This is a genomic window from Microvirga pudoricolor, assembly GCF_016892705.1.
Taxonomy (GTDB): Bacteria; Pseudomonadota; Alphaproteobacteria; order Rhizobiales; family Beijerinckiaceae; genus Microvirga; species Microvirga pudoricolor.
Map to the genome: position 1 here is coordinate 1217621 of NZ_JAFEMB010000001.1, position 18123 is coordinate 1235743.

Consider the following 18123-nt stretch of genomic DNA (forward strand, 5'->3'; position numbering starts at 1 on the left):
TCTTCCCGCTACCTGGGCCGACCGACACTCCAGGCGAGCCGGATCAGCGGCCGTCCGAGGCCACCACCAGGGTCCAGTAGACCTTGTACTTGGAATTGGGCGCATAGGCGGTCGCGATGGCCATGCGGGTGGCCTTGGGGTCGAGAAGCACCCGGTTGTGCTGCGGGCTCTCGCGCCAGCCTGAGAAGGCCTCGGCCAGGGTATGGTAGCCCGCCGACAGGTTGGCGCCGGGCGTTCTGTAGCCGGCGCCCGCGAGCCGGGCCTTGACGGCGTCGGCCGAGGCCGGCTTGTCGGCCGCCGCCATGGCGTCGGATTCCGCCTCCGCAAGGGCCTGCAGGCCGGGATCGAGGGCGAGCGGCGGCAGGTTGTTGTTACGCCGATAGGCGCCGATCATGTCCCGGGCGGTCGCGGAATCCACCACGGCGCCGGGCTTGGCCATGGAGACGTAGAAGGCCGGAACCTGCTGGGCGACCGGGGTCGGCTTGCTGTCGCAGGCGGCCAGAGCCAGGCCCAGGGCGGTCAGGAGAAGGGTGCGGTTCATGAAGCTCATGACGGCACTTTATCCTTCGGAAAGGTTAAGCCTTCGTCCTCCAGGGGCTCGGGCTCCTTCGGGTCCGGCTTTGGCGCCGGCTCCTCCTCGGCGGGCGCCGGGGCGGCGGACGGCGGCAATTCGCCGAGGCCGGATTCGCGCAGGGCTCGGAAGATCGCGAAATAGAGGTCGCTCGACACCCGTCCGGCCGAATCGATGTCGTCCACGAAGCAAATCAGGTCGAAATCGATGGTGTTCTCGGTGACCTTCTTGAAGAACACCCGTGGCGGGGGCTCGCTCATCACCTCCCGGTGGGCGAGCGCCGCCTTGCGCATGACGTCCGATACATGGTCGGGGTCCGCCGCGCGGGGCACCGGTACGGAAACCAGCACGCGACCGATGCGGTCGTTGCGCACCCGGTTGCGCACGATCCCGGAGATCAGGTTCGAGTTCGGGACGATGAGGGTCGAGCGGTCTCCGGTCTGGATCTCGGTCGAGCGCACGTTGATGCGCCGCACATAGCCCTCCCCGTCGCCCACCACCACGAGATCGCCCACCCGGATGGGCCGCTCCCACAGGAGGATCAGGCCGGAGATGAAGTTGTTGACGATGGATTGCAGGCCGAAACCGATACCCACCGAGAGCGCGCCGGCCACCAGGGTGAGCCGCTCGAGGCTCAGGCCCAGATACGTGAACGCGATCGCGCCCGTGACGATGACGCCGAGATAGCCCGCCGCCGTGCGGATCGAGTTGCGCAGGCCCGCATCGAGGTCCGTGGAGGGCAGGAACGTGTTGTCGAGCCAGCGCTGCACCACCCGCGTGAACGCGAAGCCCACCGCGATGAACAGGCCCGCGATGAGGATGGACGAGAGCGAGATGGTGATGCCGCCCACCGTGAAGCCGAAGAAGGCGGCGCGCAGCGAGCCCGTATAGTCCAGGGACTGGATGCCCCAGGGGGCCAGGACCAGCATGACCGCCACGATGATGAGAGCCAGCCGCAGGACGCCGCTGGAGAGCACGCCGATCTGCTCCAGGGAGCGGCGCCTGAGGCCCGTATTGGCCTGGAGCGTGGTGGCGATGCGGCTCTGGCTGCGCAGGGTGTTGCCGATGAACTCGTCGGCCATCTCGATGCCCACCACGAGCACCGACACCAGGATGGCGATCCAGATCGCCTGGTCGACCAGGAAGGATGCCAGCGCGATGTAGCCCGCCAGCACGCTGAGAATGACAACGGCCGTGACGATCCAGCCGACGGTTCGCAGGGGTCCGCCGATGTTGATCCCCGTGGGAACGTAGGGTCCGAGGCAGTCTTCGGCCTGGCTCTCTCGGGCCGCGAAGCGTCGCAGCAACTCGGCGAAGATCAGCGCCGCCGCGAGCGCGAAGAGCGCCCGGGTCATGATGGAGATCGGCAGAACCGCCGCGATGGCGCGGTTGAAGGCTTCCAGGGCCTTGCCGACCACCACCACGGTCGCGATGGTGACCGCGAAGCTCATGATCCGGTCCGCGGTCTCGTTCGAGACGGGGATCAGGCGCCAGGATTGATGGTCCGGCGCCAGGATGGCGTCGACGAGCGCCCGCACGAAGGCCACGAAGGCGAGACCGCCCAGGATGGCGCCGATCACCAGCTCCAGACGGGGCGGCATGACCTCGGCGGAGTGGATGGCCACCCAGATGAGCCAGCTTCCCGCCGCCGCCGGAACCGCGCCGAGGATGAACACGCCGAGAGCCGCCAGCAGGCGGCTGCGGCGGGCCGGATCCGTGATGGCATTGTCGCGGCGGATCAGGCGCGGCGCGATCGAACGCCGTCCCACGTAGAGGGCGATCGCCACGCCCAGGGCCAGCCCGAGGAACAGGAGGCGCGGGATGGTGGCGTTGCGCTGGAGATGCTCGACCGTATCCGACAGCGTGATGCTCTGGGCGCGGAGCTCGCGCGGGATCGCCTGGAGGGCATTGAGCCAGAGAGTCGGTGACAGGAGCCCTTCGCTCTGCGCGAAGAGCGTGTTGGTGAAGGCGGCCCGCCTGCGGTCGGCGATCTGGGTGGCGATCTGGTCGGCCTGCACCAGGAGGGCGCGGCCCAGGCGCTGGGTCTCGTCGAACTCGGCGACGGCGGCCTCGCGTTCCGTGCGGTCCCGCGCCACGTCGGCGCTTTCCTCGGGCTGGCCCGCCGCGGGCTTCGGCCCGAGCTGGCTCAGGCGGGCGCGGCTGGCCTCGAGGCGGGGCGCCTGCTGGTCGATGACCGCATTGATGTTCTCGGTCAGGGGCGCGAGCTGGTCCCGTAGCGCCTGGAGTTCCGCGTCGTTGAGGGCGCGGCCCTGCAGGGCCACCTCTTTCTGGTCGAGCTCGGCCTTGTAGCCGTCGAGCTTGGCGCGGGCCGCCTTGGTGTCCGTCGAGAGAATGGGCCCTGCTCCCTCCGCGGGGGCGGCCCCGCGAGGCGCCGGGGCGGGCGCGGCCGGCGCCGAGGCCGGATTCGTCTGGGCCTGAGACTGGGCCGGGGGCTGCTGGGCCTGAACGGTTCCGCCGAGCGTCACGCTCATCGCCATCATGGCAGCCACAATCCACTGCCGTGCTCTCATGCCTGTCATTCAGTCAGCCCTATCGCGCCCCTCGGGAGGCCCGTCCTTCGCGAATCATTACGGCGAAAAGTCGCCTTCGAGGCGAGGAAGCGCAAGTTTGCCCAAGACGTTCGCGCAAAACAAAGCCGGCGCGGAGGCTTCCGCCTCGGCGCCGGCCCTTTGGAAATGTGCTCGTTCAGCGGGTCGGAGCCGCGCTCGGGTTCGGGCTCGCGGGCGCCGGGTAGGCTGGGTTGGCCGGCGGGGTCGCGTCGGTCGGATTGCGGCTGGAGCCCGTGGTGGACCCTGTGACGGCGGCGCGGGAGGCGTCCTGGCTCGGGTTATCCGGAGAGCTCATCCCCACCCAGACCAGATAGCCCGCCACGGCCACGAGCAGGAGCGCCATGGAGCCGATGAGAACTCCCAGGACGGGGCGGCCGGAGGGACCCTGGCGGGCCCGGTCATCAGTTACGACTTTGCGCATGTGTGCCTCGTTTGACGTGAATGAGAGCAGGCCGTTGAGCCTCGGCTGTGAGAGGCCAACGCCAGAGCGTAGCGGCGGTTCCTGCGCGCCGCGCCGGGAGCGTGCAGGGCAATCGCTTTTGTGACGCTTCGGGCAGGGATCCAAACCTCCCGTGTCGCAGTTGTCGGAGGGGCGCTGCCTGAACAGTGTTTCCCGTGAGAGGCCATGAGTCGTGGAATGGGCAAGGGAGTCGGATGTGGGGCTGGCATGCCTTCCATGCGCGACGCACCCTCCGTTTCAGCCATGTTTTCGCCGCGTTGGATGCCCTTGAGTAAGCGCCGATTCAAGGAGAGATCATGCACGACAATCGCATCAGCCTCGATGGAGCGTGGGAATTCCTTCATGTGGCAGACGACCGTTTGTCGGGCCCGGCGGAGGTGCGCGAGGTCCAGGTTCCCAGCCCATGGCAGGCCCAGTTTTCGGACCTTCGCATGCGCGCCGGCATCGGCATCTACCGCAGGACCATCGAGATCCCGGAAGACTGGCTGCACGACAGCGTCTGGATGCGCTTCGGCGCCGTCTTCCACAACTCGCGGGTCTTTCTCAACGGCGAGCAGGTAGGCACCAACGAGGGTGGGTTCCTGCCCTTCTCGTTCGACGTGACGCACCACCTCAAGCCCGGCCTCAACGAGATCAAGGTGCGGGTGGACTCGCCCACGGACAACCCGGCGGAGTTCCCGGATTCGCCCTTCGCGGAAATCCCTTTCGGCAAGCAGAGCTGGTACGGCCCGCTGTCGGGCATCTGGCAGTCCGTGTACCTGGAGCGCCGCATCGCCGACCACATGACGCGGGTGCGCTTGGTTCCCAACCGGGAAACCGGCCGCGTGACGTCCGGCGTGTTCTTCGCGCGCCCGCTCACGGGAGCGACCCAGGTTCGCCTCGAGGTCAAGGATCCGTCCGGCGCGGTGGCGCTGGAAGAGCATCACGAGACGCAGGTCGGCGTTACCAGCATGCCCTTCGAGTTCACGGTGTCCGACGTGCAGTCTTGGTCGCCGGACACGCCCAACCTCTACCGCGTTCGCCTCGAAATCATCCGCGACGGCGACGTGAAGGACGTCATCGAGGACCATTTCGGCTTCCGCACCATCGAAACGCGGGGCGGCCATCTCTATCTCAACGGCGAGCCGCTCTATCTGCGCTCGGCCCTCGATCAGGACTACTACCCCGACACGATCTGCACCGTGCCGTCGGTGGCGTTCCTGGAGGACCAGTTCCGGAAGGTGAAGGAGCTCGGCCTCAACTGCCTGCGTTGCCATATCAAGGCGGCCGATCCTCGCTACTACGAGGTAGCCGACCGGATGGGCGTGCTGATCTGGACCGAGTTGCCCAACGGCGGCATGGCCACGGACCGGTCGCGGGGCCGTAAGGAAAAGCTGCTGAAGGGCATCATCGACCGGGACGGCAACCATCCGTCCATCGTCATCTGGACCATCATCAACGAGAATTGGGGCGTCGACCTCGTCAACGATGCGGATCACCGCGACTGGCTCAAGCGCACCTTCGCGTGGCTGAAAGCCTACGATCCCACCCGCCTCGTGGTCGACAACTCGCCGCTGGCGCCGAGCTTCCACGTGGAATCGGACATCGCCGACTATCATTTCTACGCGGCGATCCCGGATCACCGGGACGAATGGGACCGGTTCGTGGACGAGTTGTCGAGCCGCGCCTCATGGCTGTATTCACCTCACGGCGACGCCGTCATCACCGGGCGCGAACCCCTCATGTGCTCTGAGTTCGGCAATTGGGGCCTGCCCTATCCGAAGGACCTGCGCGACGCCAAGGGCGAAGAGCCCTGGTGGTTCGAGACGGGACATGATTGGGGCGAGGGCGTCATGTATGCTCACGGGGTCGAGAACCGGTTTTCCGACTGGAGCCTGGACCGGGTGTTCGGCGACCTGCGCCGCTTCGTGACGGCGGCTCAGTGGCAGCAGTTCCGCGCGCTCAAATACGAGATCGAGGCGATGCGCCGGAAGCCGAACCTGGCCGGCTACGTGATCACGGAGCTGCACGATTGCCATTGGGAATCGAACGGGCTGCTCGACATGCGCCGCAACCCGCGCGTCTTCCACGAACTGTTCCACATCATCAACTCCGACACCGTGATCGTGCCCAAATGGGAGCGCGTGTCCTATTGGTCGGGCGAGACCGTCAAGCTGCAGGTGGCGGTGGCGCATGGCGCCGGTCCCGTGATGGAGGATTGCCAGCTGGAGATCAGGCTGGGGGACGAGACCAAACGCTTGTCCCTGCCCCGCATCGAGGCGCCGGCCGTAGTGGATCTCGGCACCATCGAGCTGCCCACGCCGAGCCTCGACGACCCGGCCCTGCGTCGGATCGCGCTGGAGATCCGCACCTCCGACGGATGCGTCGTGGCGATGAACCACATCGATCTTGCGGTCCATCCGGAGCGTGGACGGCCCGCCCAGGCCCGTCAGCTCGTCTGGTCGGCCGACGAGGATCTGCGCGAGCGCTTCCGCACGCTCGGCTATGGCATGGCGCGAACCCTGGAGGACTCGACCCTCGTGGTCAGCCGCAACCATGACAAGCCGATCGCCGATCATGTGCGGAACGGCGCCAACCTGCTGCTGCTGCCCGAGGGCGACATGGGCCTCTACCCCTTCTTCCCCCACTGGCAGGCCGTGCGGGTTCAAAACCGCGACGGTACCCTCTGGCGCGGCGATTGGGCTTCATCCTTCGCGTGGCTGCGGCGCTCGCAGCAATTCGCCCGCTTCCCGAGCGGCCCGCTTCTCGACGAGACCATGGACCGGGTGCTGCCCACCCATGTGATCGCCAACTGCAACCTGCTCGACTTCCAGGCCCGCGTGTTCGCCGGTCTCGTGGTCGGCTGGATCCACAAGCCCGTGGCGCTCGGTGTCGAGCGCTCCTACGGGAGAGGCCGGCTGGTGGCGTCGACGTTCAGGCTGTTCAGGGACGAACCCATGGCCGACCCGACCGCCACCATGCTGCTCGACAGTCTCGTGGAACTCTCCGTCGAGGCTCGCACGGCGCGGCTGGAGGAAGCGGTGCGGGCCGCAGAGGCGGCAGCCTGACAACAGCCGCAGGCACAAAAAAGGGCGGCCTCAGGGCCGCCCTTTTTCCTTGCCGGTTACGCACTACTCAGCAGCAGCCCGAAATTTGAAATCTTCGACCCATTGGACCTCGCTGTCGCGGAAGAACCGCTCGAAGGCTCCCGCCAGGGAGGGCAGCAGAACTCCTCGTTCGCTCGTGAGGGTGGTGTCGCGCCCCTCGCCCGGAGCGCCCAGAACCAGATCCGTGTCGTAGCCCGCCCGCTGCGCCATGGCGACGGCGAAATCGTACCAGGAGACGCTGCCGGGGTTTGTCATGTGCCAGAGACCCGAGGCGTGGTCGATCAGGAGATTGAGCACCTCGTGAACGAGATCCGGCACGTAGGTGGGCGAGACCCGGTCCGCTCCAGCCTCGAAGGTCTGTCCGCTTCCGAGGCGATTCAGGACTGCCCAGGCGAAGTTGTACCGGTCCCAGGGCCCGAAGAACGCGCTGGTGCGCACGACGAGCGCCCGCTCGTGCAGCGCAAGCACCCGGCGCTCCGCCTCGGCCTTGCTGGCGCCATAGACCGTCAGGGGAGAGATCGGATCCGTTTCACCATAGGGACGTCCGGACAGGCCGTCGAACACCAGATCGGACGAGAAGGTGACGAGCGGGATGTCGAGCTCGGCGCAGGCCTGCGCCAGCACGGCGGCACCCTCGGCGTTTTCCTGGAAGCACCTGTCGGGCTCTCCTTCCGCCTCCGCGACGCGCACGTAGCCCGCCGTATTGATCACCGCCCAGGGGCGGTGGTCGGCGAGAGTGTCGCGCACGCTCATCCTGTCCGCGATGTTCATGTCGGCGCGCGAGGTGAGAACGTGGTCGAGGCCGCGCAGGTTGCAGATCCGCGAGAATGCGCGTCCTAGCGTCCCGGTGCCTCCCGTGATCAGAAGCTGACGTGGCGATCCGACCAGACGGCATGCCTTCGAGCGCCGGGTCGGGGACCGGTAGAATCGGGTGTCTCGCTTCCACCATCCTGCCCGGTCGAGCACCGGGTGGTCGTATGCGCCATTCCGGGCGAGAGCCTGCGTGGCCTGCGCCAGCGCGGTGGGGCGCGGCTCGGATCCGCGCACGTCGAAGGGACCCGGTTCGTAATGCCCGTGATTTTGGGTGAGAAGCGAACTCCAGTCCACGGTTCCGAACATCGTCCAGACGGTCACGGCGCGGATGTCGGCTCCCTCCTGGCGCAGGGCTTGCGCCGCCTGCCAGACCTCCATGAGCCAGCGGATCTGCTCGTCGCGGGAGGATCCGTGATGCGCTTCCGTGACCGCGATGGGACGCCGGTACCGCTCCCAGGTTTCCCGCAATCGGGCGAGCGGCCCGAGTTCCCTCGCCTCCAGCGGCATGCGAACGGCTTCCGCGTCCGCATAGCAGTGGCGCCCGTTGCCGCCCCGGTGGTGGTCCGGATACTGGTCGAGCCGTTCGTCGAGATAGCGCTCGCTCGTGAGATAGTGATTGATGCCGATGATGTCGGGCGCCGCGTCGGCTTCCAGGAAGAGGTCGAGATCTCTTTCCGAGATGCCGTGATCCAGGAAGATCCGCCACCAGGGGTGATGCCGGTCGACCATCCCGCACAGGAGATCGAAGGTCAGCCAGCGCCTCTGGTTTTCGTGCTCGGCTTGGTATGCGAGCTTCGGTGTCGAGAACGTCTTCCCCAGGTCGTCCGTTTGCACGAGCCCCGCATCGGGCCGAACCCTGCGGATCGCCCGCATGGACAGGACCGTGGCCTTGCACTGGTTGACGAGACATTGGAGGAAGGGGCCGTAGCCCGTCCCGTGAGGATACCAATGCCCGTAGAGGCCGCTGAACCGCGCCGTCGTCAGCGGTTCGTTGACCGGCGTATAGAGGTCGAGATGCGGGTAGCGCTCCGCGACGCGCCCGGCATGGCGGGCCAGAAGCTCCGGAAAGCCGGGATCGAGCATGTTCGTGTAGCGCGGGCCGCTTCCATGATGGCACAAGCCGGCGATGGGACGGATGTCGAGAGAGCGGAGATGTTCCAGGCGCTCGTCGTGCCAGGAGAAGTCGGCCTCATGAGGGGTGGCGGGAGAGATCGTCTCCCACAGCACAGGGTAGCGGAGGGTGCGGATTCCGAGCGCGGCGATGCGGTCGAGATCGTCGAGACGCTCGTGGTGACCCGTCTCGACGACTTGATCCCGGAACGTATCCCCGATCCGCGCCACAGTGCATTCGAGGCCGCCCCAAAGCTCAAGCGGTTGCTTCATCCGCTCGGAACCTCCATGGCCGTCCGACAAGATCATCGATGTCCCTCATGAAGCCAACGCCGCCGAAGCAGGCATGGCCTGGACCGAGCTGGTGTCGGCATTGGCCGGAAGGGATTCGTTGATGCGGCGGAAGGTTGCGAGGGCCTGTCCGACGATCTGATCCATGTTGTAGTAGCGGTACGTGGCCAGCCGTCCCACGAACCACACGTCCGGCGTCGCCAGCGCCAAGCGCTCGTACTTCTTGAACAGCTCCTGGTTCTCGGGCTTGGGGATCGGGTAGTAGGGGTCGCCCTCCGCCGACGGATACTCGTAGGTGAGCGCCGTCTTGGCATGCTCCTGGCCCGTCAGGTACTTGTATTCGGTGATGCGGGTGTAATCCTCGGTCTGCGGATAATTCACCACGCCCACCGGCTGATGCCACGCCTGGTCCAGCGTCACATGCTCGAACCGCAGGGACCGGTAGGGGAGCTTGCCGAACCGGAAGTCGAAATACTCGTCGATCGGACCCGTGTAGATCACCCGGCGGTGAGGGATGGTATCCTTCACGTCGGCATAGTCGGTCTGGGTCATCACGTGGATGTTGGGATGGCTGACCATCGTCTCGAACATGCGCGTGTAGCCGTGCTTGGGCATGAACTGGAACTCGTCGCCGAAATAGCGGTCGTCCCGGTTGGTGCGCGTGGGCACCCGCGAGGTGACCGATTTGTCGAGCTCGGAGGGGTCCAAGCCCCATTGCTTGCGCGTATAGCCCCGGAAGAACTTCTCGTAGAGCTCCCGGCCCACCACCGAGACCACCACGTCCTCGGAGGTCTTGATCTCGTCCACGGGCTCGGCGCGGGCCTTGAACCAGTCCTGCAATTCCTCCGACGTGAGGCTGAGACCGTAGAGCTTGTTGACCGTGTCGAGGTTGATGGGGATGGGCACCAGCTTGTCGTCCACCTTGGCCAGAACCCGGTGCTCGTACGGCCGCCACTCCGTGAAGCGGGAGAGATGGTCGAAGATCTGCCGGGAGTTGGTGTGGAAGATGTGCGGGCCGTATTGGTGGATGAGCAGGCCCTGGTCGTCGTAGCAATCGTAGGCGTTGCCGCCGATGTGATTGCGGCGGTCGATGAGAAGAACCCGCTCGTTGCGCTCGGACGCCAGACGCTCCGCCAGGACGCTCCCCGCAAATCCCGCCCCGACAATCAGCCAATCGTACATGGAATCACTCCGCGGGGGTGGTGGCGTAGATGGGAAGCGAGGCAGGCGCGCGGTCGGTGGTTCCGTCCATCACGTCCTCCATGAGCGTGTTCATGGCAGCCCAGGTCTTGTCCCACGAGCCGGAGGCCAGGTGGCGGTCGACCTTGGCGAGCCAGGCCTCCTTCGGACGGGACAAGATGGCTTCAGCCTTCTCGACGACGTCCTCGGCCGAGTGGGCGATCTCCACGAGACCCTTGTCCCCGTAAGGCCGGATCACGTCCGTGATCGCGGTCGACACGACCGGAACGCCGGCGGCCAGGAATTCAGGCGTCTTCGTGGGGCTGATGAACCGGGTGGATTCGTTGAGCGCGAACGGCATGAAGCCGACGTTCCAGCCGGACAGGTAAGCCGGAAGCTCATCGTAGGACTTGCCGCCGAGCCAATGGATGTTCGGGCGTTGCGGCAGGGATGCCGGATCGATCTTCACCACGGGGCCGATCATGACGAACTGCCAGTCAGGCCGCAGGTCGGCCACTTGGCCCACGAGCTCCACATCCATGCGCTCGTCGATAACGCCGAAGAAGCCAAGGCGCGGATGCGGGATCGCGGCCTGGTCGGCCGGATCCGCCTTGACGCACCGGGCCTTGCCGAAATGCCCGGCATCGATGGAGGACGGGAAGCCGTGCACGTTGTGATGACGCTTGCGCTTGGCCTCGTACAGGCTCATGCCGCCCGTGAAAACGATGTCGGCGCGGGCAAAGAGGCTGTTCTCGAGGTCGATCAGTTCGCGGGAGGCGCCGCGGAAGAGCGAAAGCTCGTCCATGTTGTCATAAACACACAGGTCGCATTCCAGGCCGCTCGTGAAGGCGAGCGCCATCGGGGTATAGTACCAGAACACGCGCGGTTCGGTCGCCTCGCGGCCGATGAGCTCTTCGATGAGATCATGCTGCTCGGCGATGACGTCCTCGTGACCGAGGCCCTCCGGCAGAACCGGCACCGCGATGGTGACGCCCTGGGGACGCTGGCTCATGTCCATGTGAGGCTGGACGTTGGGCTTGAAGATCGGCTCTTCGATGACAAGAACGCGATAATGCTTCGCGGCACGGCTCAAGAGGTGCTGCGGACGCTGCCAGACAAAATCCCACCGGAGATGTGAAAAGCAAACGAGGAGAGGCGTATTCGTGTCGGCCAAAAACGGCGAACGGGGGGCATGCGGCTGCGTCGTCGAACGCTCTTGCATGGCGCGATCCTCAAAATGTGCGAGTTGTACGGGCGGACAGGTAGTCCGGGGGATGTGTTCAGGCGGTTTGGGACCAAGCCGCTGAAGGGTCGCGTGGGCGATCCGTCTACTAACCAAATGGATGCATGTTTGTTCCACGCCCATTCATCTTCGTGAACGGACGTTCAGAGGCTGTGCGTGTTCGCGCTATTTTTTCTCCAGCATCAGGTGTCCCTGCTTCTGGATGAAATGACGCGCCTTCTCGGCCACCATCGCGAGAATCCATGGCAGCCTGACCTCGACGCGAACCTGGTCTTCCATCACGTCGAGATGACCGTCGATGGTCTGACCCATCGCGGCAGCATGAAAATTCATGCGGTCCTGGTCCCAGGATTCGTCGAGCGCCGCGATCTTGTCCCCGAATTGCGACTTGAGCCGCGTAAATCCCGTTTGCAGGCGCCGATGCGCCTCGGCCTTGCCGAGATTGTGAGGAATGGAGACAACGAGGGGCTTCGACATGCGGGACTCCGGAATCGGATGTCAAAGCGGAGACTCCCATCAGGTTCCCGACAGGCGAGCCGTCACAGCATCTCGACCTTGATGGCGCGCACCACGATGGTCTCCTGGCGGAAGCGCCGCTCGAGATCGGCGCGGTAGCCCTCCCACCACGCATGGTCGAGATCGCGGGTCATGACCTCGAACACGACCATGTCGTCATGATTCGTATGGCCGCCTTCCTTCCACATGCCCTGCGCCGGCGCGCGGGTGAAGCTGGTGATGCCGCCGAAGCGTTCGGCCAGTTCCGCGCGGACTTTGCCGTAATCGGCTCCGTCGAAGCGGCGACCGGCATCGTCAGCCAGGGGCAGGAGGATCTGAACCAGATGCATGACCATAATCCTGGGGCGCCCGGCCGGAAAGAAAAGGGCAGGCGCTCTGCAAGCTCTGCCCTTTGGGGCTGGTCAGGCCTGGCGCGTATCCAGGGCGAAGCGCCCGGCGGGCTTGGAGATGCGCCACGGATGGGTCATGGAGGTGTAAACCGCCTCCGACGGGCGCAGGCGGCGCGCGGTGCCGTCGGCCAGCATTTCGTCGATGACCACAAACCCGAAGATGGTGAGCCGCGTGGCCATCACTTTCGTGGCGCGGTCATCGGCCGCGACGGGGAGGAATCCGGCCGTATAGACCGCATCCATGAGGCTCTTCTGATCGCGCCGGGGAGACGCGGCCGTGCGCGCTCCCGGAAAGCGCACCACATTCGTCGCTTGAGACGATATCGATTCCATCTACGCAACCCTTGGTCCCGAATCGAGGCCAAGAATCGCCCAGAGCCCTTAAGAAGCGCCTAACCGTATACGGACGGGGTCAGTTGATCCGGTGAAGGGAGACGTAAGCCGTGCCGGCCGACATCAGCCCGAGTTCCAAGGCCGGCCCCTTGGCCAGATCGATGATGCGCCGATGGGCGAAGGGCCCACGATCATTGACCCGCACCACCACGGACCGGCCGTTCTTCTCGTTGACGACGCGAAGCTTGGTGCCGAACGGCAGGTAGCGGTGGGCGGCCGTCATGGCCATGGAATTGAAGCGTTCCCCGCTGGCCGTGGACCGGCCGTGGAACCCGGGACCGTACCAGGACGCTTGACCCCGCTGGATCTCCCGGCCCGTCTCGATCGTGTTGGCGGCTGGCAGCGAACTCGTCGCCGCGACATCGACTCCTGAAGTGTTGCAAGCAGCAACGAAAAGAATTGGCGCCACAATTGACGCACGGGTGAGGATCTTTTTCAAGGATTATGCTCCCCTTGCCTTTGTGCAGGGGCGAAACGTGACGTATAAAAAGGCGAGAATATGGCAGACCTATTTTCGCCTTATATTGCTTCACTTTTGGCGAAGCTTAACCATTCATTCAATAGCCTGAAATTGAGTATCATTTGATATGATGACTATCCTATATGTTACTTTGTTTAATTCATTTCTTCCTCGTAACGATCCGGGCGTCGGTCAGCGCCGCGCCGTCGCCGGGGCCTAGCCCGGCAACGGAGGTGTTCTAGTTAAACGCCCATCGCTTCACCCGCATCCACGAGGCCCCTTCCCATGGCGCACCGATCCCCGGCGCAACCGTCACCCTCCCAGGGCCTCGCCGGAAGGGTCGCGATCGTGGGCGCCGGCCCCGGCGGCCTTGCGTCCGCCATGCTGCTCGCCCGGGAAGGCCTGCCGGTCACGGTCTTCGAGAAAGAAGGCGCTGTGGGCGGACGGACCCGCACGATCCACGCGCCGGGCGGTTACAAGTTCGACATCGGACCCACGTTCTTCCTCTATCCCCGCGTGCTGTCCGACATCTTCGCGGCCTGTGGCGAGAGGCTCGAGGACCACGTGGAGATGAAGCGGCTCGACCCGCAATACCACCTCGTCTTCGAGGGCGGCGGCGAGATTCGGGCGACGCCGGATCTGGACCGTCTCGAAGCCGAGATCGCGCGCCTGTCGCCCGCCGATGCCCGCAACGTGCGCCGTTTTCTGGACGACAACCGCGCCAAGCTCGAGGCCTTCCGGCCCGTGCTGGAACAGGATTTTTCCAGCCCCGCCGACATGGTGTCGCCCGCCATGCTGGCGGCGCTTCCGAAGCTGCGGCCCTTCTCCAGCGTGGACCAGGACCTCAAGCGCTATTTCGCCGATCCGCGCGTTCGCCTCGCCTTCTCGTTTCAGACCAAGTATCTCGGGATGTCGCCCTTCCAGTGCCCGAGCCTGTTCACGATCCTGTCGTTTCTGGAATACGAGCATGGGGTCTACCATCCGATCGGCGGCTGCGGCGCGGTGTCGGACGCGATGGCCAAAGTGGCCCGCAAGATGGGCGTCGACATCCGCCTGAACACGCCCGTCGACCACGTGATCTACGAGGGCGGCGAGGCGGTCGGCGTCCAGGCCGGAGGCGAGCGCATTCCTGCGGGCTCCGTCGTGATCAACGGCGATTTCGGCCACGCGGTGCGCCGCCTGATCCCCGAAGACATGCGGCGCAACTGGCAGGACCGCAAGATCGACAGCACCAAGCTGTCCTGCTCAACCTTCATGCTCTATCTCGGCATCGAAGGCGGCATGGGAGACCTCGCGCATCACACCATCCTCCTATCGAAGGAGTATGAGCGCAACATCCACGAGATCACGAACGGCATCCTGCCGGAGGAGCCGTCGATCTACATCCAGCACGCGGGCGCCACCGACCCGACCCTGGCCCCGGAGGGCCACACGAGTCTCTACGTGCTCGTGCCGGTCCCCAACCTGCGCTGCGGCATCGACTGGGCCCGCGAGGCGCCGCGCTACCGCAAGCTTGCCCTGGAACGCCTGAAGCAGCTCGGACTCGGCGACATCGAGAGCCGCATCCGTTTCGAACGCATGGTGACGCCGGTCGATTGGCGTGACGAGTTCTCGGTCTTCGAGGGCGCCACCTTCAATCTCGCCCACAACCTCACGCAGATGCTCTATTTCCGGCCGCATAACCGTTTCGGTCGCAACGTCTATCTGGTGGGCGGCGGCACGCATCCGGGCAGCGGCCTCCCGGTGATCTACGAGGGCGCACGCATCACGTCGCGCCTTGTTCTCGAAGACTTGGCCAAGCGCCGGGCGGGACAGCCCCCTGCGACCGGCCGCAACGCCCTGCCGGAGGCCGCCGAATGAAGACCCTCGCCTGTCTCGCCGCCGCAGGGATGCTTGCATCGTCCGCGTCCTTCGCCGCCACCCTCGTGATCCGGGCCGAAGGGGTCAAATCCGGCGAAGGCATGATCTACGCGGGTGTCTGCGACAAGAGCTTCGACGAGGCCACCTGCCCCTACAAGGACCGCGAGCCCGCCCGGCCGGGCACCGTCGAGTTGCGCTTACGCAACGTCAAGCCCGGCACCTACGCGATCGCGGTCTTCCACGACCTGAACGGCAATGCGAAGCTGGATCGCAACTTCATCGGATTGCCGAACGAGCCTTACGGATTCTCCAACGATGTGGGGCGGCGCGGACCGCCGAATTTCGAGGGTGCGCTGATCACCGTAAAGGAGCCCTCGACCACGGTCGTGATTCCGGTACGCTAGAGACCGCGCATCACCCTCGACGAGGCCTCTCATGCTGTGGCACGCCTATGCTCTCCTGTCCCATGGCGGGGACCGCATCGGCCTGCGCCACGGACGGGCGGCGGGCCGTCCCCGGCTGCGACGGCGTCCGGACGACGTGCTGCGCACCCTGGAGGGCATCGACACCGCCGTCTGGACCGCCAATGCCCTGGCGGCCTGCGCCGAGACCGGCCTGATCGAGGCCCTGGCCCAGCCCCAGACCCTCGGGCGCCTCTCCGTTCGAACCGGCCTGCCGGAGGATTCCGTTCGGATTCTCGCAGGGCTTCTGGCGAGCCTGGGGTTCGCCTGGGAGGAGGACGGTCGGGTTCACGCCGCTCCGGCCCTGGCGCCCTTCACCACACCGGACGGCGCGGCAACCTTCCGGGCCGCCCTGCGCGCGCCCTTGCTGCAGGCCGAGGCGTTCCGGGCCCGCGCGGCCACGGGAACGCTCGCCCTCGACGGCTGGACCCACACGGACGCGGCCATCATCGACGCACAAGGTCTGCTGACGCGGCTCTGGGCCGAGCGGGCGATCCCGAAGCTGCGCTTCCTGCCGGGGCTCACCGCACGGCTGTCGGCCCCAGGGGCGGCGCTTCTGGACGTGGGTGCCGGGGCGGCCGGCCTGTCGATCGCGCTCTGCGGCGCCTTTCCGCACCTGTCCGCCGCCGCGCTCGAGCCCGCGCCGCAGCCCGCCGCCATCGGCGAGGCGCGGATCGCCGAGGCAGGCCTAGCCGCGCGCGTCGCCCTGCGGCGCCAGCGCGTGGAGCACTTGGAGGACGAGGCCGCCTTCGACCTCGCCTTCCTGCCGCAGATGTTCCTGCCGGACGCCATCATGCCGGAAACGGCCCGGCGCGTGTTCCGGGCCCTGCGCCCGGGCGGCTGGGTGCTCGTGGCGGTGCTCGCCCGCCGGGGCCACGACGTCCCGTCCGCGATCAGCCGCCTGAAGAACCTGCTCTGGGGCGGCAATGTCCGCGACGCCGACGCGGTGCGGCCGAGCTTGGCGGAGGCGGGGTTCAGCCCCATCATCCGGGCGCCGGGCGGGGGCGCGTTCCGCATGCTCTGCGCCCGCCGTCCAATCCTGCGGGAGGCTTCTTGAAGTCGTTCCGCGTCCGCCTAGAACCTGAAGAACGGGACAACGCGACGCCATGGGCTCCGTCCCGCCGGGAGGAATTTTCGTGAGCGCTCAAGGAACGTCCGTCGCGATCATCGGTGGCGGCCTCGGCGGCCTTGCCGCGGCCTGCGTGGCGGGAGCCCGCGGCCACAAGGTGACCCTCTACGACAAGAACCCCTGGCTCGGCGGCAAGGCGGCGGTACTGCACGAAGGCGGCTTCCGGTTCGATATGGGCCCCACCATCCTGACCGTGCCCCGCGTGCTGGACCGCATCTTCGCGGAAGCCGGCCGCAAGGTCTCCGACTACATGGATCTCGTCCGGCTCGACCCGCAATGGCGCTGCTTCTTCGACGACGGCACGCGCATCGACCTGCAGGAGAACATCGACGCCATGGCGCAGGCCATGGACCGCTTCGCGCCCGGCAGCAACGCCGGCAAGGGCTACAAGCAGTTCCAGGAACTGTCCGAGAACCTTCACGGCATCTCCGAGCGGTTCTTCTTCTGGAAGCCCGTGGAGGACCTGTTCGACACTATCAACATTCGGGCCAACATGAACCCGGGGACGTTGAAGGACGTGCTGTCACTCCGCATGGGCTCGTCGGTCGCCGGCACGATCCGGTCCAAGGTGAAGGACGACCGCCTCGCCCAGATGCTGGACCACTTCACGCAATATGTCGGCTCGTCCCCCTACGGCTCCCCCGCCGTGCTCTGCGCCATCGCGCACATGCAGGCGGCCGACGGCGTGTGGTACCCCATGGGCGGAACGCGCGCCGTGGCGGAGGCCCTCGTCAAGCTCGCGGGCGAGCTCGGGGCCACCTTCCGGCCCGACACCGACGTGGCCTCGCTGGCGATCGAGAACGGCGTCGCCACCGGCATCGTCACGGCGTACGGCGAGACCGTGCGGTACGACAACGTGATCTCCAACATGGATTCCATGCGCACCTACCGCGAACTGGTGGGCGGCGAGGTGGGCGAGCATTACGCCAAGAAGGATTTCGAACCCGCTTGTTCCGGCGTGGTGCTCTATCTCGGCCTGAATAAGCGCTACGACCAGCTCCTCCACCACGACTTCGTGTTCTCCCGCGACCCGGAGGAGGAGTTCGACTACATCTACCGCAAGGGCGAGCCCGCGCCCGATCCCACCTGCTACATCGCCGCCCCGTCGATGACGGATCCCAGCGTGGCGCCGGAGGGCGGAGAGGCGCTCTACGTGCTGGTGCATACGCCGTACCTGCGCCCGCACCACGATTGGTCGCAGATGTTCCCGGCCTACCGGCAGGTGATCCTCGACAAGCTCAAGCGCACGGCCGGCATGGCCGACATCGAGAGCCGCATCGTGTTGGAGCGGCACCTGACGCCGCAGGACATCCACGACCGCTACAAGGTGCTCAACGGCGCGATCTACGGGTTGGCGAGCCACGGCAAGTTCATGGGCGCGTTCAAGCCCGGCAACCGCAGCCGTCAGGTACAGGGCCTGTACCTCGCGGGCGGCGCGGCCCATCCCGGTCCCGGCATGCCCATGGTGATGATGTCGGGCTGGATCGCCGCCGATGCCATGGACCAGGACAGCAAGGGCGAGACCTTACGGAAGGCGTCTTGAGTCGGAGCCCAAACAGGCCACGCGCCGCCCCCCATGGCCGCCGCCCGGC

The 18123-nt window shown here is 66.2% G+C and carries 15 protein-coding genes; 5 read left to right on the forward strand and 10 right to left on the reverse strand.

Going from position 1 to position 18123, the window contains the following annotated elements; all coding sequences use genetic code 11:
• Positions 1-43: 43 nt before the first annotated feature.
• The 3 genes from ILT42_RS05600 to ILT42_RS05610 form a co-directional block, all read right to left on the reverse strand.
• Positions 44-541, reverse strand: a complete 498-nt coding sequence (locus ILT42_RS05600; RefSeq protein ID WP_407664538.1) for a CAP domain-containing protein — start codon at positions 539-541, stop codon at positions 44-46.
• Positions 542-546: 5 nt separating this feature from the next.
• Complete coding sequence (locus ILT42_RS05605) at positions 547-3102, reverse strand: DUF3772 domain-containing protein (protein WP_204214368.1); 2556 nt, start codon at positions 3100-3102, stop codon at positions 547-549.
• Between the two features lie 175 nt (positions 3103-3277).
• Complete coding sequence (locus ILT42_RS05610; RefSeq protein ID WP_204214369.1) at positions 3278-3562, reverse strand: hypothetical protein; 285 nt, start codon at positions 3560-3562, stop codon at positions 3278-3280.
• A 335-nt stretch (positions 3563-3897) separates the two neighbouring features.
• On the opposite strand from ILT42_RS05610, the gene ILT42_RS05615 reads away from it, so the two are divergent.
• Positions 3898-6648 (forward strand): glycoside hydrolase family 2 protein, encoded by a 2751-nt coding sequence (locus tag ILT42_RS05615; protein ID WP_204214370.1) that lies wholly within the window; start codon positions 3898-3900, stop codon positions 6646-6648.
• 63 nt (positions 6649-6711) lie between these two features.
• Here ILT42_RS05615 and ILT42_RS05620 read toward each other — a convergent pair whose 3' ends face one another.
• From ILT42_RS05620 to ILT42_RS05650, 7 genes are all read right to left on the reverse strand, one after another.
• Positions 6712-8883, reverse strand: coding sequence for a family 1 glycosylhydrolase (locus ILT42_RS05620; protein WP_204214371.1), 2172 nt, complete (start codon positions 8881-8883; stop codon positions 6712-6714).
• A 45-nt stretch (positions 8884-8928) separates the two neighbouring features.
• Positions 8929-10083, reverse strand: a complete 1155-nt coding sequence (glf, locus tag ILT42_RS05625; RefSeq protein ID WP_204214372.1) for a UDP-galactopyranose mutase — start codon at positions 10081-10083, stop codon at positions 8929-8931.
• Between the two features lie 4 nt (positions 10084-10087).
• Positions 10088-11173, reverse strand: coding sequence for a glycosyltransferase (locus ILT42_RS05630; protein ID WP_204214374.1), 1086 nt, complete (start codon positions 11171-11173; stop codon positions 10088-10090).
• A 315-nt stretch (positions 11174-11488) separates the two neighbouring features.
• Positions 11489-11800, reverse strand: a complete 312-nt coding sequence (locus ILT42_RS05635) for a polyhydroxyalkanoic acid system family protein (RefSeq protein WP_204214376.1) — start codon at positions 11798-11800, stop codon at positions 11489-11491.
• A gap of 62 nt (positions 11801-11862) precedes the next feature.
• A complete protein-coding gene (locus ILT42_RS05640) occupies positions 11863-12168 on the reverse strand; it encodes a hypothetical protein (RefSeq protein ID WP_204214378.1) in 306 nt (101 codons plus the stop codon).
• A gap of 72 nt (positions 12169-12240) precedes the next feature.
• Complete coding sequence (locus tag ILT42_RS05645) at positions 12241-12561, reverse strand: hypothetical protein (RefSeq protein ID WP_204214379.1); 321 nt, start codon at positions 12559-12561, stop codon at positions 12241-12243.
• 79 nt (positions 12562-12640) lie between these two features.
• Complete coding sequence (locus ILT42_RS05650) at positions 12641-13030, reverse strand: septal ring lytic transglycosylase RlpA family protein (RefSeq protein ID WP_456085398.1); 390 nt, start codon at positions 13028-13030, stop codon at positions 12641-12643.
• A 336-nt stretch (positions 13031-13366) separates the two neighbouring features.
• Here ILT42_RS05650 and crtI point away from each other — a divergent pair, with 336 nt between their 5' ends.
• From crtI to ILT42_RS05670, 4 genes are read left to right on the forward strand one after another with little or no spacing between them, the layout of a single operon-like run.
• Positions 13367-14941, forward strand: a complete 1575-nt coding sequence (crtI, locus tag ILT42_RS05655; protein ID WP_204214382.1) for a phytoene desaturase family protein — start codon at positions 13367-13369, stop codon at positions 14939-14941.
• Positions 14938-15345, forward strand: a complete 408-nt coding sequence (locus ILT42_RS05660) for a DUF2141 domain-containing protein (RefSeq protein ID WP_204214384.1) — start codon at positions 14938-14940, stop codon at positions 15343-15345. The genes crtI and ILT42_RS05660 overlap by 4 nt, the downstream gene beginning before the upstream one ends.
• 31 nt (positions 15346-15376) lie before the next feature.
• Positions 15377-16459, forward strand: a complete 1083-nt coding sequence (locus ILT42_RS05665; protein ID WP_204214386.1) for an SAM-dependent methyltransferase — start codon at positions 15377-15379, stop codon at positions 16457-16459.
• A 49-nt stretch (positions 16460-16508) separates the two neighbouring features.
• The gene (locus ILT42_RS05670; protein ID WP_229428352.1) at positions 16509-18074 is read left to right on the forward strand and encodes a phytoene desaturase family protein; all 1566 of its coding nucleotides are present in this window, start codon (positions 16509-16511) and stop codon (positions 18072-18074) included.
• The last annotated feature ends 49 nt before the right edge of the window (positions 18075-18123 follow it).